General features: G+C 60.2%; 22 protein-coding genes. 18 read left to right on the top strand and 4 right to left on the bottom strand.

Features of this window, described 5'->3' with window-relative positions:
- Nucleotides 1-105: 105 nt before the first annotated feature.
- Both E1809_RS25515 and E1809_RS25520 read right to left on the bottom strand, forming a co-directional pair.
- Complete coding sequence (locus E1809_RS25515; protein ID WP_165962506.1) at nt 106-1,350, bottom strand: tyrosine-type recombinase/integrase; 1,245 nt, start codon at nt 1,348-1,350, stop codon at nt 106-108.
- Nucleotides 1,340-2,026 (bottom strand): helix-turn-helix transcriptional regulator, encoded by a 687-nt coding sequence (locus E1809_RS25520; protein WP_133207027.1) that lies wholly within the window; start codon nt 2,024-2,026, stop codon nt 1,340-1,342. Before E1809_RS25520 ends, E1809_RS25515 begins: the two co-directional genes overlap by 11 nt.
- Before the next feature lie 137 nt (nt 2,027-2,163).
- Between E1809_RS25520 and E1809_RS25525 the strand changes: the two genes are divergently transcribed.
- The 16 genes from E1809_RS25525 to E1809_RS25585 all read left to right on the top strand — a co-directional run bounded on the left by E1809_RS25525 (nt 2,164) and on the right by E1809_RS25585 (nt 13,437).
- Nucleotides 2,164-2,385 (top strand): MerR family transcriptional regulator, encoded by a 222-nt coding sequence (locus E1809_RS25525; protein WP_133207028.1) that lies wholly within the window; start codon nt 2,164-2,166, stop codon nt 2,383-2,385.
- Nucleotides 2,382-2,549, top strand: a complete 168-nt coding sequence (locus E1809_RS26925) for a hypothetical protein (protein ID WP_165962507.1) — start codon at nt 2,382-2,384, stop codon at nt 2,547-2,549. Before E1809_RS25525 ends, E1809_RS26925 begins: the two co-directional genes overlap by 4 nt.
- A gap of 65 nt (nt 2,550-2,614) precedes the next feature.
- Entirely contained in the window at nt 2,615-2,869 is a 255-nt protein-coding gene (locus tag E1809_RS25530) for a DUF3039 domain-containing protein (protein ID WP_133207029.1), read from the top strand.
- A gap of 5 nt (nt 2,870-2,874) precedes the next feature.
- On the top strand, nt 2,875-3,201 hold the full coding sequence (locus E1809_RS25535; protein WP_133207030.1) for a hypothetical protein: 327 nt from the start codon (nt 2,875-2,877) through the stop codon (nt 3,199-3,201).
- A complete protein-coding gene (locus E1809_RS26930) occupies nt 3,198-3,533 on the top strand; it encodes a hypothetical protein (RefSeq protein WP_165962508.1) in 336 nt (111 codons plus the stop codon). Before E1809_RS25535 ends, E1809_RS26930 begins: the two co-directional genes overlap by 4 nt.
- Nucleotides 3,534-3,625: 92 nt before the next feature.
- Complete coding sequence (locus E1809_RS26935) at nt 3,626-4,717, top strand: AAA family ATPase (protein ID WP_165962509.1); 1,092 nt, start codon at nt 3,626-3,628, stop codon at nt 4,715-4,717.
- 385 nt (nt 4,718-5,102) lie between these two features.
- Complete coding sequence (locus tag E1809_RS25545) at nt 5,103-5,318, top strand: hypothetical protein (protein ID WP_133207031.1); 216 nt, start codon at nt 5,103-5,105, stop codon at nt 5,316-5,318.
- Nucleotides 5,315-5,638, top strand: a complete 324-nt coding sequence (locus tag E1809_RS25550) for a hypothetical protein (RefSeq protein ID WP_133207032.1) — start codon at nt 5,315-5,317, stop codon at nt 5,636-5,638. The genes E1809_RS25545 and E1809_RS25550 overlap by 4 nt, the downstream gene beginning before the upstream one ends.
- Nucleotides 5,631-6,137, top strand: a complete 507-nt coding sequence (locus E1809_RS25555) for a hypothetical protein (RefSeq protein WP_133207033.1) — start codon at nt 5,631-5,633, stop codon at nt 6,135-6,137. The genes E1809_RS25550 and E1809_RS25555 overlap by 8 nt, the downstream gene beginning before the upstream one ends.
- Complete coding sequence (locus tag E1809_RS25560) at nt 6,115-7,620, top strand: terminase large subunit domain-containing protein (RefSeq protein ID WP_133207041.1); 1,506 nt, start codon at nt 6,115-6,117, stop codon at nt 7,618-7,620. The genes E1809_RS25555 and E1809_RS25560 overlap by 23 nt, the downstream gene beginning before the upstream one ends.
- Nucleotides 7,621-7,865: 245 nt before the next feature.
- Nucleotides 7,866-8,045 carry a helix-turn-helix domain-containing protein gene (locus tag E1809_RS28085; protein WP_133207042.1) on the top strand — a complete coding sequence of 60 codons (180 nt, stop codon included), beginning with the start codon at nt 7,866-7,868 and terminating at the stop codon, nt 8,043-8,045.
- On the top strand, nt 8,045-8,839 hold the full coding sequence (locus E1809_RS25570) for a hypothetical protein (RefSeq protein WP_133207034.1): 795 nt from the start codon (nt 8,045-8,047) through the stop codon (nt 8,837-8,839). The genes E1809_RS28085 and E1809_RS25570 overlap by 1 nt, the downstream gene beginning before the upstream one ends.
- Nucleotides 8,836-8,964, top strand: a complete 129-nt coding sequence (locus tag E1809_RS27835; RefSeq protein WP_268908739.1) for a hypothetical protein — start codon at nt 8,836-8,838, stop codon at nt 8,962-8,964. The genes E1809_RS25570 and E1809_RS27835 overlap by 4 nt, the downstream gene beginning before the upstream one ends.
- Before the next feature lies 1 nt (nt 8,965).
- Nucleotides 8,966-9,322, top strand: a complete 357-nt coding sequence (locus tag E1809_RS25575) for an HK97-gp10 family putative phage morphogenesis protein (RefSeq protein WP_133207035.1) — start codon at nt 8,966-8,968, stop codon at nt 9,320-9,322.
- A 12-nt stretch (nt 9,323-9,334) separates the two neighbouring features.
- Complete coding sequence (locus E1809_RS25580; RefSeq protein ID WP_133207036.1) at nt 9,335-12,169, top strand: hypothetical protein; 2,835 nt, start codon at nt 9,335-9,337, stop codon at nt 12,167-12,169.
- A gap of 26 nt (nt 12,170-12,195) precedes the next feature.
- Nucleotides 12,196-13,437: a hypothetical protein gene (locus tag E1809_RS25585; protein WP_133207037.1), complete on the top strand. Its 1,242-nt coding sequence runs from the start codon at nt 12,196-12,198 to the stop codon at nt 13,435-13,437.
- A 33-nt stretch (nt 13,438-13,470) separates the two neighbouring features.
- Here the strand turns inward: E1809_RS25585 and E1809_RS27220 are convergent, their stop codons facing one another.
- Nucleotides 13,471-13,710 carry a hypothetical protein gene (locus E1809_RS27220; protein WP_205754336.1) on the bottom strand — a complete coding sequence of 80 codons (240 nt, stop codon included), beginning with the start codon at nt 13,708-13,710 and terminating at the stop codon, nt 13,471-13,473.
- Nucleotides 13,711-13,792: 82 nt separating this feature from the next.
- Nucleotides 13,793-13,945 carry a hypothetical protein gene (locus tag E1809_RS27225; RefSeq protein WP_205754337.1) on the bottom strand — a complete coding sequence of 51 codons (153 nt, stop codon included), beginning with the start codon at nt 13,943-13,945 and terminating at the stop codon, nt 13,793-13,795.
- Nucleotides 13,946-14,226: 281 nt separating this feature from the next.
- Between E1809_RS27225 and E1809_RS28090 the strand changes: the two genes are divergently transcribed.
- Complete coding sequence (locus E1809_RS28090) at nt 14,227-14,478, top strand: helix-turn-helix domain-containing protein (protein ID WP_133207039.1); 252 nt, start codon at nt 14,227-14,229, stop codon at nt 14,476-14,478.
- 66 nt (nt 14,479-14,544) lie between these two features.
- On the top strand, nt 14,545-14,880 hold the full coding sequence (locus E1809_RS25600) for a helix-turn-helix domain-containing protein (protein ID WP_165962511.1): 336 nt from the start codon (nt 14,545-14,547) through the stop codon (nt 14,878-14,880).
- Nucleotides 14,881-15,006: the final 126 nt, after the last annotated feature.

A 15,006-nucleotide genomic window follows, 5' to 3' on the forward strand; every position in this document is an offset into this window, starting at 1 on the left:
ACTGGGGGTCAAGGGGTCGCAGGTTCAAATCCTGTCAGCCCGACCGATAAAAACCGCTCTAACACTGGGAAGTAGCCCGGTGTTGGGGCGGTTTTTCTTTTGCCCTCAGGCCGTAACCGGGGCTTGTGAGTGCAGTGTGTGTGCACCAGCCTTTTTTGCCGGCACCAACGCGGCGGCGTTCTCGGCTGCATTCCTGGATGCCGACCCGATCAGGTGCCCATAGATATCCGACGTAATACTGATCGAGCTGTGACCCAGACGCTTGGATACCACTGCGATATCCACCTCCGCGGCGATCATCAAGGATGCGTGCTCGTGGCGCTGGCCCTTGAACGTCAGCTTCGGCAAACCGGCCTTCACTCGCAGGCTCTCAAACAGACGTGTCGCGTACTGAGGTTTCAGCGGTCGTCCGTCCTCCATTGTGAACACGTAGCCGCTGGGGGAGTAGGCCTCTTGCCCTGCGTCCTGTTCTTCCTGCTGCTTTATCTGCCATCCGATCAATGCGCCCGTGGCGCGGTCATCGAGATCCACCGTGCGCTGACCGGCATCCGTCTTGGTGCCCTTGTCCACAATCCGCCCATCGGCCTGAACCCTGTTGTTCCTCACGGCGATTGTCCGCGTGGGAAGGTCAACATCAGCCCAGCGCAGACCGATCAGCTCGCCGCGGCGCATTCCCGTGAACATGGCCAGCTCGAACAGTGCCCCGAGCCGGTGGGCAGCCGCCACGTCGAGGAAGTGCCCGACCTGGGCGGGTTCCCATGCCTGTACTGGCTTCTTTTCCACCTTCGGCAATTCCAGCTCGGTGGCAGGGTTGTTCTCGATGCGCTGGGACCGTGCAGCGGCCCTCAGGGAGCCTTGCAGCACGGCAGCTATACGCCGAACCGTGACGGCCCCTCTACCGGCCTCTGAGAGGCCCCTGAGGAAGTCGTTGAGGTGGTAGCGACGGATGTCGGACAGCAGCATCCGAGATAGCTCAGTGCCCTTAATATCATTCTTGATATACCGGGCGTAGTTGTCATAGGTGGTTGCCTCCAGGCCCTTGCCCGTGACCTTGTGACGCTCCAGCCAGCCGTCCAGGTAGTCCCCGTATCGCTCGGTTGAACGCTTCACGTAGGTGCCCTGGTCCAGTGATCTGGCTACCTTGTTCCGGGCCTCACGTGCGGCCTTCTGCGTCGGAAAACCAGCCTGCCTGACCTGCCGGCGCTTACCTGTCGCTGGATCCACACCCGCAGCGACATAGAAACCCCAGGTGCCGTGCTTGGGATCCTTCGCGAGCTGCGGGCACCTCGCCCCGTACTGCTTCTTGTTCTCATCCCGGCAACCACAACGCCGGAAAATGTCATTCGCCACTCTCAATCCTTCCCTGTTCTGCCATCGGACTGGCAAGCGCCTCTGCTCTAGCCAACATTTCCTCTTTCCTTGCGGCACTGGCCCGCTGCCTTTCAACTTCCGGAACCTTTTCCCGATAGCGCTCCAGGCAGTCGAGCGCCGTTTCAACGTCGATCGGAATTTCACCTTCGAGCTCGCCTAGAAGATCTGCGGCCTGTTCCGACCCGACGATGCTCAACTCCGAACGTTTGTCATCCTTCGAAAACCGCTCTTCCAACACGAGTCTGAGGGCAGCTTGAACAACGACGCCTTCTAACTCCTGTCGGACTACGTCATATCTCACAGCCTGCTCACAGACAGATTCCACGATCAGTTCATATTCGTGACGGACCTGCTTTGAAATCTTGAGGATCGTCTCTGCGGCAGCGAGGTCACGTTTCGCAGCGGTGACTTCTTCGCTTGGGGCATAGCCGCCCCACAGCTTTTCTACGGGGATCTTGAAGACGCGGGCATATGCCAGCATCTCTTTGATGGTTGCCTTGCGCCCGCTCTTCTCCGTTTTCTGGATGGCGCTTGGGTGGATGCGAATGCCCATCCCCATGAGTCTTTGGGCTAGCCCCTCATAGGTGAGTCCGGCTTCCGTTCGGAGCCGCTCCAGGTTCAACGCGACCTGTTCCTCCGGTGTTGGTAAGGCCATCGTCCAGTCTCCCTAAATTGGAATTATCGGTTTCGGAAAAAGTGTATGCGGAATCGGGTTGCAACTCAACGCACCCAGGGGTACTGTTTGAGAAAGAGCGATTTCGGTATTCGCTCAACCCAAACTAGGAGAGAAAATTGGTAGTTCCCTACTCCCCAGAAGTTGCAGAGATCCTCAGCAAGGCAACTGCACCCGTCTCGGCCCTTGAGGTCATCTTCGGCATCGGGCATCGACAGGCGTACGAAGCTGTCAACCGGGGCGAGATCCCGAGCATCCGTCTGGGCCGACGCATCGTCATCAGCACCCGCGTAATTCAAGAAATTCTCGACGCGGGGACCATTCCTGAACGGGCCGCATGATGTCCACCGTCGTCCGCTCGACAACCGGAACCGCGCCCATCGAGTTTGACCTCATCGGCCCAAATCAGGTGCTCATCAAGCTTGAGGATGGCTCGCAGCAGATCTACCGTCTGGCCGACCTGCTCGGAGCCTTGGACGCCGTACCGCGGAAACCCTACGCATAAGACGCAGCCTGGGGGCTGCACCCATCCGACCTAACCACCACCACAAGAAACAAGGTCTCGCCATCATGAACACCGCCACGATCACCCGCAAGAATCCGCTGCTTTCACCGACCTACCCGGAGGTCATCCTCCATTACGTGCTCAAGTCCAACATCACAGAATCGGCGGTCCTCGGGACCACCATGCATGCGCTGTGCGGACACGCGTGGAACGCCAACGAAACGAACTACGCCGCGACAGCCGCCGCGTCAGGCGGGACAGCAAACAACGTCGTCTGCCCCATGTGCGCAGACATGTACTACAGCCTTCCCGAAGGCTAAGCCCAATGGCAGCACACCGGCCCATCACCGGAACACCCGAACAACGAGCCACCCAATGGGTGCAATTCCTCGCCGCAACACGCGATAACCGCACCCCCAAGAATTTCAACATCTGCCGGCAAGACCTCGGCCCCGACCACTACGCCCGCGTCCTCCTGGACCTCCACCAAGCCAACGCGATCCTCAAAACAGTCCTCAGAGCCGAGGCCAACCGGATCCGGCCCGAAGCCAAACCCACCGAAACAATGCCCCTCGAAGCATGGGCGGCACTCAACAACGCAATCAAACCCACACCCCGCCACGGTCACCACCACAGACAGGCCACACCATGATCAGCAAGAAAATCACCATCGACGTAGCACGATTCGACAGCAGCGACCGCGGAACCACCGCATACGACCCCGCCGAACTCGACCGCATCCACTCCTGGGAAGTCTCCAAACTCCCGCCACGCGCCGTCGTGGAACTCCTCGTCCACAGCTACAGCCCGCTACGGTTCCCCCGCGAATACGGCGGACAAGAACGCTTCCCAGACCCCCACGCATGGGGCGCACGCCAAGACATCCACCTGATCATCACCGCAGACTCACACGGCATCGCCACCGAATGGGAAGACCTATTCAACGATCACGCCACCAAACCCACACCCCAACGAGCCGCCTAACCCCCAGCACCACCCGTGGGCCAGCCGAGATGAGCGGCGACTGGCCCACACACCCAAGGACACCCGGACCCACACCCCAAGGACCGAACAAATTGACCCACGACGAAACACCGCCACCGCTCACCGAAGCAACATCATGGTCACCCATCGACCTCACAACCGTCCTCAACGGCACATACAAAGTCCAGCCACCCACCTACATGCAACGCACAGACGGTGTGGCACTGCTCTACCCCGGCAAAGTAAACGGGATACACGGCGAATCCGAATCCGGAAAATCACTGCTCATGCACGCCGTCACCGCGCAAGAACTCAACGCCGGTAGACGCGCCCTCTTCATCGACTTCGAATCCGACCAAGCAACCGTCGTCACACGGCTGCTCATGCTCGGAGCCACCCCCGAACAAATCAGCGGGAACCTCCACTACATCCGCCCCGAATGCAGCCCCTACGGGCTAGCCGCGGAACACCAAGCATGGGAACAACTCATGCAAACCCGGTACTCCCTCGCAGTCATCGACGGCGTAACCGAAGCGTTCTCCGTCTACGGCGTCGGATCCATGGACAACGATGAAGTAAGCGCATGGGGCCGCAAAGTACCCCGCCAAATCGCCCAACGCACCGGAGCCGCAGTCGTCCTCATCGACCACGTCACCAAATCAGCAGAAGGCCGCGGACGCTTCGCCATCGGCGCACAAGCCAAAATGAGCTACCTCACCGGAGCCTCATACTCCGTCGAAGTCATCGCACCCATCGGCGTAGGCATGGCCGGCAAACTCGCAATCCGCATCGGCAAAGACCGCCCCGGACTCGTCCGCCCCTACGGCGGCGAATGGCGCAAATCAGACCGCACCCAAGAAATAGCCGTCGCCCTCATCGACTCCACCGACCGCAAAACCATCAAATACGCGCTCATGCCCCCACGCGACTTCCCAGACACCGGCACCACCGACAAACTCACCCAACTCAGCGGCGACATACTCCAAACCATCCAAGACGCACCAACGCCCCCAAGCTTCCGCACCATCGACACAGCCGTCAGAGGCAAACAAGACGCCAAACGCGCAGCCATCCAACAACTCATCAACACAGGCCAAATCGAAACCTACCCCGGCCCCAAAAACGCCACACTCCACCGAATCCCCAACAACCGGGATACACACCCAGGCCTAAAAGCAGTGTGAGTGTATCCCCTCTTAAGAAGAGAGGGGGGATACACACACTCAACCGTATCCGGGATACACACCGGATACACAGAGATACACATACACAGGAGAACCCCAAAATGCCCCGAACAAACACCAACACAAGGGCCAGCCGGTCCGCCCGCTCTGCCGCTCGTGGTGGCTCGAACCCCGCGCGCGATGCCCATCTTCCTTTGACCGCCCGCCACCTGGAGTCCTTGGCTCGCTCGCTTGTGGAGCGTGGCTTGTGTTCTCCGATGATCTTGGAACACGCGACAGGTGCACACACAAGTGCACACACGCATAGTGAATCGGCCTCTGACCTGCGGTTTTATCGTCGGCCTTTGACGCCCGGTCAAGAGGCTTTTGGGGGAGTGGTGGCCAATTGAGCGCCACTGACAAGCTCCGGGACTGGGCTGCGGCATGGGGCCTCGGTGGAGCCGTGAACGCGCTCGAACAGATCGAGCTAGCCAACGGCCATGAAGTGCCCGAAGCCGTGCACGATGCCGGCCTAGCCATCAGTGAAGCACTCGAAGCGTTGCACCTGGACACAACCGATGACATCGCTTTGGTGGCCGACGTGTGGAGGGCTGAACCGTGACGGACGAAGAGACCTACACACTCCATCACCTGACCGGGCTTGGAAACCCCGCAGGCTTGGGACTTCCTGAGCACACGGCAGGTTCCGGGGTTCTCCGAGTCACAGCCAACAGCACCGGCCAGCGTGCAACGTTCATCGTTGATGCTGAGTACGCCGCGCTCATTCTTGAAGCCCAGGACATCGCCCCGGATGCCGTGTTGTCGGCTACTGCGGTGCGGTGGATGCGCCTTGGATGGCCCGAGGAATGGCCCGCATGTCCTGCCCCGGAAGCATGGGCGCGGGTCTACCCAGCCGCCACGGGCGGTGGTGCCAATGTCTGAGCACTTGGAAGCCCCCGAGGGATGGACGCCTGAGTTTGAGGGGCAGCGGCCTCCGTTCGCTCCTGGCAATGAGCTGGCGGTGAAGCATGGGGCACGCTCCCCACGGAAGGTTGACCCTGTCGCGGAGGCGCTCGCGGTCGAGCTGCTGGCTGATGATGCGCTGGCCTACCTTAGGGCACCCCGGTTCGCGGCGGCAGTGCAGGCGTGGGCGCAGGCTGAGGCGAAGGTGGCGCTTGTCGCTGACTGGCTGGATGGCATGGGCATGGAGCAGGCTACTCAATCGGGCCAGGGGCGCATGTCCCCGCTGGAGTTGTGGCGGAAGCTCGATAGTGCTGCGGCGGGTCATCGTGCGCGGCTTGGTTTGGATCCGTTGAGCGCGGCAAGGCTGGGTAAGGACGTGGCCCAGGGCAGGCAGGCTGATGCTGCGGCGACGTTGACGGCGATGCGGGAGCAGCATGAGCGGGCTACGAGGGGTGATGTTGTTGACGGCGGTAAGTGAGTATAGCCCTGCTACTGATCCGGGGGCGTTTGCTGAGCGGGTGTTGGGTCGCCCGTTGTGGCCGCATCAGTTGAGTGTGGCCCGGTCGGCTGCCCGCCATCGGCTAATTTGTGCGGGGAGACAGGTGGGCAAGTCCACCACCCTGTCAACAATTGCACTGTTTGAAGCGGCTACGCGGGGGAATATCACTGTGTTGTTGGTGTCGGCTGGTGAGGTGGCATCCCGTCGTCTCCTGGAGGAATGTCAGGCGCTCGCGGTAGGTTCGCCGTTGCTGAGGGGTTCGGTGTTGGATGATTCGAAGTCGCTGCTGACGCTGTCCAACGGCTCGCGGATTATCAGTGTGCCGGCGTCTCAGCGGCAGATCCGTGGCTGGGCAATCGACCTCCTGGTGCTTGACGAAGCCGGCTTCATTGATCCGGAGATTTGGCGGGCTGCTGAACCGGCGATCATTGCCCGTCCGGGCTCGCGGGTGATCCTGGTTTCCACGCCGTGGGGTGGGGTGGATCATTTCTTCCGTGCTTTGTGGCAGCGGGGAATGGATGCCCCGAGCGATCAGGTTGAGTCGTGGCATTGGCCGTCGTCTGTGAGTCCGCTTGTTGATGCTGCTTTGTTGGAGCAGATCCGGCAGCGTGAGACTGCGGAGTATTTCCGGCGCGAGTTTTTGGCCGAGTGGACTGATGATGCGGGCAGCTATTTCAGCGAGTCGGAAATCATGGGCGCTGTTGCGGATTACCGGATGTGCCCGCCTGAGGATCTGGAGTCGTGGTTTGAGAGGCCGTATGCGGCGGCGGCTGGCCTTGACTGGGGTTACGCTCAGGACGCTTCGGCTATGGCTTTGGTTTCGGTGTTGGAGGACTGGGGCGCTAACCGGGGGATGCTCGGGGACGATTATGCCCTGTTTGTGCCGTGGCTTGAGGTTCGTCACGGGTGGCCGTACAGCCGGTTCATTGACCGTGTTGTGGAGACTGCGGGCCGGTATTACTTGCCGGTGATCGCGTCGGAGGTGAATGGTCCGGGTGAGCCTGTGACGCAGAATCTTCGGGAAAAGGCTCACGCGGCGGGCGCTGATTGCGGAGTGTACAAAGTGTGGACTGACAACCGCCGTAAGATGTCGGGCTTTTCGAAGATCAAGGTGTTGTTGCAGCGGAATCAGTTGGTTTTGCCGCGGGATCCTGAGTTGTTGAAGCAGATGCGCAGCCTTGAGTTTGAGCAGTTGCAGACGGGGAGTCTGCGTATCGCCGTGCCGGAACGAGCTGGGCATGACGACGGAATATTAGCGCTCATGCAGGCCGTTTCGAGCGTGAATATGCAGGGTGTTTCGCGCCTGTATTCACGCTCTGGCGGCTCTGGGAGTTCGCCTTTGGACATCGAGACGGTAACTACTTCGTCGGGGCTTGTGGTGCCCGTCCAGGCCCGCCCTGTGGCTCATCTGCGCATGCCGTTCATGGTGCCTACCGGCAGTGAGAAGGGGTCGGGATGGTGAGGCCGGAATTGCCTGGGGCTTATTCGCGACTGGTGTGTTCTGACGGGTCGGTTTTGGTCCCCGCCGACGTTGCGGACGGGATGCTTCGGCTTCTGGTGTTGGGCGTTATGCAGGAGTCTCAGCGGAACGCTGGCGGTCGGCCTTCGGCCAAGGTTGTGGGGTTGCTGCACGCACTAAATGCGGCGGCGGTGAAGCACGAAGAGGCCCTGTCCGTGAAAGGACTGCATATTCATGAAAGGAGCAGTATGGATATACAGGGTGAGTCATGGAAAACGTCTGCTGAGGCGGCGTCCCTGCTCCAGTGCACCGAGCGTTCCGTACGACGGGCCTGCGAGCAGGGGCGGCTTTCCGCTAGCAAGCTGGGTCGTCAGTGGCTTATCTCTCCGGAAGCTTTGAATGACTACAGATTTGGGAAGACCACGTAATGGCCGAGGAACACGCAAACGATGAACTGTTGGTGACTGACGCTGACGTTGCCGCTGCCGAGCAGGAAGCCCGCGATGCTGAGGATCTCGTCACCGAACTGGAGAACCGGATTGTTGACGGTGATGATACTGTCACGGCTGCGGATCTCCAGGCTCAGGTGGGCTTGAGCCGTTGGGCGAAGATGCGCCTTGAGGGCACTCGGCGTAAGGCGGATCGGGCGAAGGCCGCGGCCCGTTTGCGTGACTGCGAGGCTCTGCATGGGGAGATCCTCGCGGCCTCGAAAAGCGGGGGTAAGGATCTCGCCAAGCTTCTGAGCGCGGTTGTGGACTCGGTGCGGGCTTTCCATGAAGCGGCGGATGCCCGTAATGCGCAGATTCGTGGTTGGCGGCAGAGGGCTGTTGCTCTGGGGATTCCGGAGCACAAGAACCCGAGTGCGCCGCCTGCGGAGCATGGCCGTGTTGGGTTGACGACGGGTGGCGGGTCGTTCGGTGTCGCTGGTGTCATTGCTGACCGGCGACGGGTGGAAGAGTTCGACCCCTCCCTTTTCCTGAACCGAGCCGTTGACCTGCTCGTTCGGGAGGGCAAGTTCAAGCACCTGCCGCACGTTGATGCCGGCGTGGATGTGTTCGCTGACCTCGCGGGCATTGACGCGGAGATCCCTGAATCCACGGCGAAGCATTTCTACCGGGGGAGTGGCGGGGGTGTCGTCGTGAAGGACGAGCCGTTCACTGATGAGGAAATCGCCCGTATGGGCTTGGTGGTCATCACCCGTGAAGAGGCATACGGCGAATGAGCGCCCAGGTCACGGAAGCCGAGTTGAAGGCGATGACTCCCGAGCAGATCGTGACCGCTCACAAAGAGGGCCGTCTGTCGGTCCTCTTGGGCGCTCCGGAGCGAACCGGAAGCGCAGCGTCCTGAGGTGAGCATCGAATGGGATTTTGACCTCGACCTTGGCAAGGTCACCGAGGAAGTGTTGGCCGCGGTTCCGGAGGCGTCTTTCAAAGCCATGGAGCATCTGCGGGAAGTCGCCGTTTCGCGTGCCCCGTTGGAGACGGGCAATTTGCGGGCCGAGGCCCATACCGACGCTGATTCGGACGGGGCCACCGTGAAGTTCGATGGTCCGTACGCTCGCTATCAGGAGTTCGGCGTGTCTAAGTATGGGAAACCGTTGCGCCACGAAGAAGGCCAGTCGTTCTATCTCACGTCCTCGGTATTCACGGAGAAGGACAAGGTTATCGAGATCCTGGGCGAAGAGCTACGCCAGGTAATCGAGTAGCAGGAGAACTCATTGTCTGAAGACACAACGAACGTCGGTAACATCACCGCGAAGCTGAAGGTTGATTCTTCGGCCTGGACCGCCGAGATGGACAAGGCCGAGGCTAAGGCTCGCGAACTCGGGACTATTGACCCGTCGATCAAGGTTGACGCGAACGTGGGCGAAGCCCTCGCGAAACTTGACGCGGTGTCGATGGCTGAGCGGAACCTAGATAACGCCTACCAGCGGTCAGCTATTTCCCAGGCGAAGCTTGACGCGGTAACGAAGAAGTACGGCGATGACTCGTTACAGGCCGCGCAGGCCCGGTTGACGCACAAGAAAGCGATGGATGCCGAGTATGATGCGGAGGCGAAGCTTTCCGATGCCCGGTTGAAGGCCATCAGCGAAATCGAGCAGGCGGCCCAGGCCACTGAGCAGGAAGCCCAGGCCACCAACAAGGCCGTGTCCGCTAATAAGCAGCGTATCAGCGGCTGGCAGGTGCTGATTGCTCTTGCGCCGGCGCTCCTTGGCCCGGTGGCTGCTATTTCCGCTGCTGCTGTTGGTTTGGGTGTGGCGTTCGGTGGGATGGCCGCTGGTGGTGTCGCCGCCATTGTCGCGATCAAGAAAGAAATGGAAGACGGGACCACTGTCGGCAACGAGTACGCCGCAGGCCTGTCCGCGCTGAAAGGTGATCTGTCCGAGCTGGGGTCTTCGTCGGCTAACGCGATGCTGGGCCAGTTCAACACCGCCGTGGCTGAGATCAACGTCAAGATGCCGTTCCTGAACCAGTTCCTCAGTGACGGGGCGGCAGCGCTTGGCGTCATGGGGAACACGGCGCTCAAGGGTGTTCTTGACGGTTTGCAGCAGATGAACCCGCTGATCCAGGACGGCACGGTCCAGTTGTCCAAGTTCGTGACGTGGCTGTTTAGCTTTACGGGGACGAATGGTTTTACGGAGTTCATCCAGTACGCGCGGGACAACCTGCCGGGTACCATGACCCTGATTGAGAATTTGGTGACTCTGGCTGGCCGGATCCTTGCCGCGTTCGCGCCGCTCGGGCCGGTAGTGATCGGGTTCCTCAACGCGGTAACCGGGTTGCTCAACAGTTTCCCGCTGCCCGTGCTGGAAAGCATTGTGGCTACCGCTGTTCTCATTGGGCCAGCGTTCAAATTGGCCTCGGTAGCCGTTGGTACCTTTGGGGAAACTGCGGCGCTATCCGCGCTACAGGTTGAAATCTTAGGCGTCTCCGTGAATCTTGCCATCCCCGTTGTGGGTATTTTCACGGCCCTGCTCGCTGGTATTAGCATTGCTGCCGCTACTTCGGCGGCGTCCACGCAGCAGGCCACAGCGGCCACGCAGGACTACACCCAGGCGTTGAAGGACGACAACGAGGAACTGGGTAATCACGTCCGGGCGCAAGCCGCCAAAGCCCTCTCGGATGCCGGGGCGTACGATGCCGCCCGGAAGCTTGGCATCACCCAGACCGTCCTCACAGACGCACTGATGGGGGTTGCCGGGGCGCAGGACATCGTGAATGACGCGGTGAAGAAGGGCAAGGATTACGCGAACGACTACCACCAGCACGTGGTAGCGGGCGGTAGCGCGGCACGTGTGGCGTCATCTGACCAGATCGCCATGGGTAAGGCCGTTGACACGGTGACCAACGCGCTTGGGGGCCAGTCTGCGGCTATTCAGAAGTCCAAGCAGGACAACATTGACCAAGCCGCCGCGATGGATAAGACCACGGGGGCGTTGACTGCTGAGCAGATCGCTTTGCAGGGTCAGGCAGCCCAGTATGGGGTGTCGGTGTCCATGTATCAGGCGGCGACGGATGCGCAGCAGAAAGCCGCTGACCAGACGGCTGAGACAACCGTGAAGCTGCAACTCCAAAACAACGCTGCCGACCTGCTCAAGCAGGCGTGGGATTCGTTGAACGGTAAAACCTTGTCAGCGGCTCAGGCGCAGAACTCCTTTGATTCGTCACTGGCGAACATGGGCGACCACATCGACAAGACCGGTAAGAAGATCCATTTCACCACGACCAACATTGGTGACATGTCCGCCGCGTCGGTCGCGTTGCGCGGCCAGCTCAACGGCCAAGTGCAGGCCCTTGAAGGTGTTGTCGAGGCGAACGGCGGGTTGCAGAACGCAACCGGCCAGTCCCTGGAGCAGTACAAGACGATGCGGCAGCAGATCATTGACAACGCCGTAGCGCACGGCGTGGACCGGGACGCTGTCACCAATTACATTGACAAGCTGTTCCAGATCCCGAAGAGTGTCCCGCCGACAAAGCTTGAAATCGACAAAGCTAAGGCTGAGGCGGACATTGCCGAGTTCCAGCGGCAGGTTGACGCGGTCCACGGCAAAACCATTGACCTGATCACCCGCGAGTCCACCCAGAAAACAGCTGACACGCTGGGAACCCGAACCAACCCGACGACCGGTGAACAGGAAACCTACGTTTCGACGCCGGGAACGGCGGAAACACCCGGTTCGGGAACCGGCAACGCGGCCAGGGGATCATTCCTTGGGTACGCGCATGGTGGTTCCGTGGCGTACCTTGCCACGGGCGGTCATCCCGGCGAGCCACGCGGCACGGATACCGTCCCGGCGTGGCTCACCCCACGTGAGTTTGTTGTGAAGCGCGCGTCTGCGGAGTCCATTGGCCTGCCTGCACTGAATTACATGAACCAGACCGGGCAGCTCCCACCACAGCAGGGCGCACCGGCCCCGGCTTTCCCGTCAACCGTCAAGCTCGTTGTGGACGGTCACGAATTCACCGCATACGTCGCAGCCGTCGCAGACACCCGAGTAACCAACGGCATCAACGCAGCTAACCGGGACGCGGCACGCCGCCCCTCACGCTAAAAGCGCTTCATCTAGGACAGGAAGAAATGACCGCATACGCAAATGGCCCGATGGGTGGTACGCCGCTCTCAGCCGAAAACCTGAACCGGGACTTCAACAACCGCCCCGCGAAATGGCAACCCAACACCCCATACATCGGCGGCGGTGTTGACCTGTGTATCAACCCCAACGGGGATCTCGTATCCCGCACCACTTCGGGCACGTCCCCTTCAACCTATGCAGCTGACGCCGCCAACTGGGCACTGTCACCAAGTTTCATTCCTGTAGTTGATCCTTCGGTCGGCCCCATGGGAGTCCGTCGCAAGACCTCACTCACCTATGGGACGGCCTACATTTTCGGCACCGGGTCATCCTTCGGGTTCTCTGGCACTGGATCACCGGCAGACATAGCTGGTGCCTTCGGAATCTATCAAGAGTACGGGAGGAACACCCCGGGCGCTGGTGTTCCCAAAACAACCCAGGGCGGGTACGCGATCACCAATTATTGGGGGCCGACAACGGATGATGTAGCCGAGGGCTTCTCCAGCGCGGTCCTTCTCAAGGACGGAGGTGTGCCTTTCACCCAGGCCGCGTCCACGACGGCGCTGGAAGGTATCTCACAGGTTGAGAACAACGTCACCGTAACTGGCAAGACTGTCGCGGTCTCGGGACGCGCTGGGTTCAAAGGAGTCTCATCAACGGCCTACGGCTACTCGTTCTTTGCACAGGTTCAAAAGGACGCGTCAGCGTCCGTAGGAACTTACGTGGGGTTCGCTCAGGACACCTCCGGGGGCGCGACTAGCAACTTCGGAGTGAAGGTCGTTGACCGCATTGAGACGCAGACCAGTCTCGGCATCAATCCTGCAAGTGGCGACGGCCTGTTCAACGTGAACCTAGCCGGCGTCTCTGTCAGCAGTGGCAACACGCCGTTTGCACGCATTCTGCCGGCGTCAACAACAGACTTCGTAAGCCTCCGGGTCGGCGCGGCGGCAGGCCAGACGAAGAACATTCAGGAATGGTGGCCCGCAGGCGCAACAGCGGCACAGGGCTACGTGGATATCACTGGCGCGTTTCGGAGCCGCCAGGGCATGTTCGCCCACGATTCCGGGGGGACTGTTATGGTGGGCATCACGTCATCAGGACCTAAGTGGTACGCGGCGGGTTTGACGCAAACCACTGTGGGCGCAGCGGGAGGAGCCGCAGCGCTGCCTTCTGCACCGAAGCGTTACCTCAAGGTCGTTGACTCGGACGGTACCGTCTTGGTCATTCCGGCCTACCTTGCAGCCTAAGACGGTGACCACTGATAGCGGGTTTCCGCCGTCCTAAGGCCGATACTGCGACACTTGTCCGCCCAAGGCATCAGCGACCTTTTTCGCTACCTCAAGCTCTCCGGGAAGATCAGCCGCAGCGGGGGTGGATCCGTTGAATGAATCGGCTAGTAGCTTGTCTGCTTGGTTCGTAAGCTGCCACTGAAAAGTCATGTCGCGCCTGACGAATGCGGCCCACCCGGTGCCGCTGGCGTAGGTGACGGCCTCTTTGTTGGCCTGTATGACAGATCCCATCCCTATCTCGGCGTTTCTGTTTGCCCAACTGTAAACGTCCACCGTGCGGCCACCGAGTACGCACGTACCTATAGACGCCAAATCAGGTCCGCCCTTGGCCACTGGCAAAGACTTCACGTCCGTGCAATCCGGGATCAGCGCTGCGATCGCGGATGCTGTTTCGCCGTAATAGGTTGTCGGCTTCGGTGTCGCGGTGGGAGAGCTTGCCGGTTTTGCTTCTGCTGTTGAACTGCATGCCGCGAGTGAAACTGCCAGCACGACAGCACTGGCTACCCCCAATATTGGTTTCATACGCTGATAGTAGGGGAGGGTGTTCCGTATTAATAGGGGCACGGTCAAACGGCGACGAGATTACATAAGCAATTACTTAACTGTTGGGCCGTTCTGCGGTAGAATAGCTTCATCAAGGAAAACTTGGCGGTCACTGTGGTGGTTGACCGCAGTGTCACAACGAAGGGGCGTCCATCCTTATCCGCGGCTGGATGCCCCTTCTGGCTGTCTCGATATAATTTGGCGATGGACGATCTTCGGCTCATAGACATCGAGCAGCTTGCCGAATTGCTTCGGATCGGACGTTCTCATGCGTACCGTTTAAAGAGGGAACAACAGTGGCCTCACGTCCTGCTTGGAAGTCAGATCCGGTTCACGGTAGATGATGTCAAAGCCATTGTGGCGATGAATCACAAATCCCCAGGAACAGCACCGCGTGGCCCACGTGTCGGAACCGGGGCGAGGCGGGAACGGATTCCCAAGCGAAGTAGCACCTAATTACATCTAACTGCACGTAATTGCATCTAATTACACCTAATGGGAACGTCTGGCATACTTGCATCCGTGACCCTCCTTGACGCCCGAATCGGGCACATCATCAAACGCGAACGCCGTCGCAAGAAGCTCACACTCGTGGACCTCAGCTTGCTTGTGGGAGCGAATCACTCCACCCTGTCCAACTACGAGAGCGGAAAGCGCAGAGTGCCACCCGAAAGGGTGACTACCCTGGCTCAGGCGTTGGACATCGATCCCCGGCTCATCGACCCGCGGGCGGACCAAGACGGGGATCCACCCAAGGTCAGGCCCGAGCACACGCCCAAGAGCAACACGGCTCCGGTTGATGTGAGTGCACTCGTGTGTGCACCCTGCCGGAAAGGCCCGAAAACAAGAGGGAACTAGCGGAGATGCATAGCCCCTATATATGAGGCACAAGGCCACCAGATGCACCCACGGGACAGTGGGGATATGGTGGCCTTGTTACTGGGGGTCAAGGGGTCGCAGGTTCAAATCCTGTCAGCCCGACCG

This window comes from Arthrobacter terricola, assembly GCF_004354015.1.
Lineage (GTDB): Bacteria > Actinomycetota > Actinomycetes > Actinomycetales > Micrococcaceae > Arthrobacter > Arthrobacter terricola.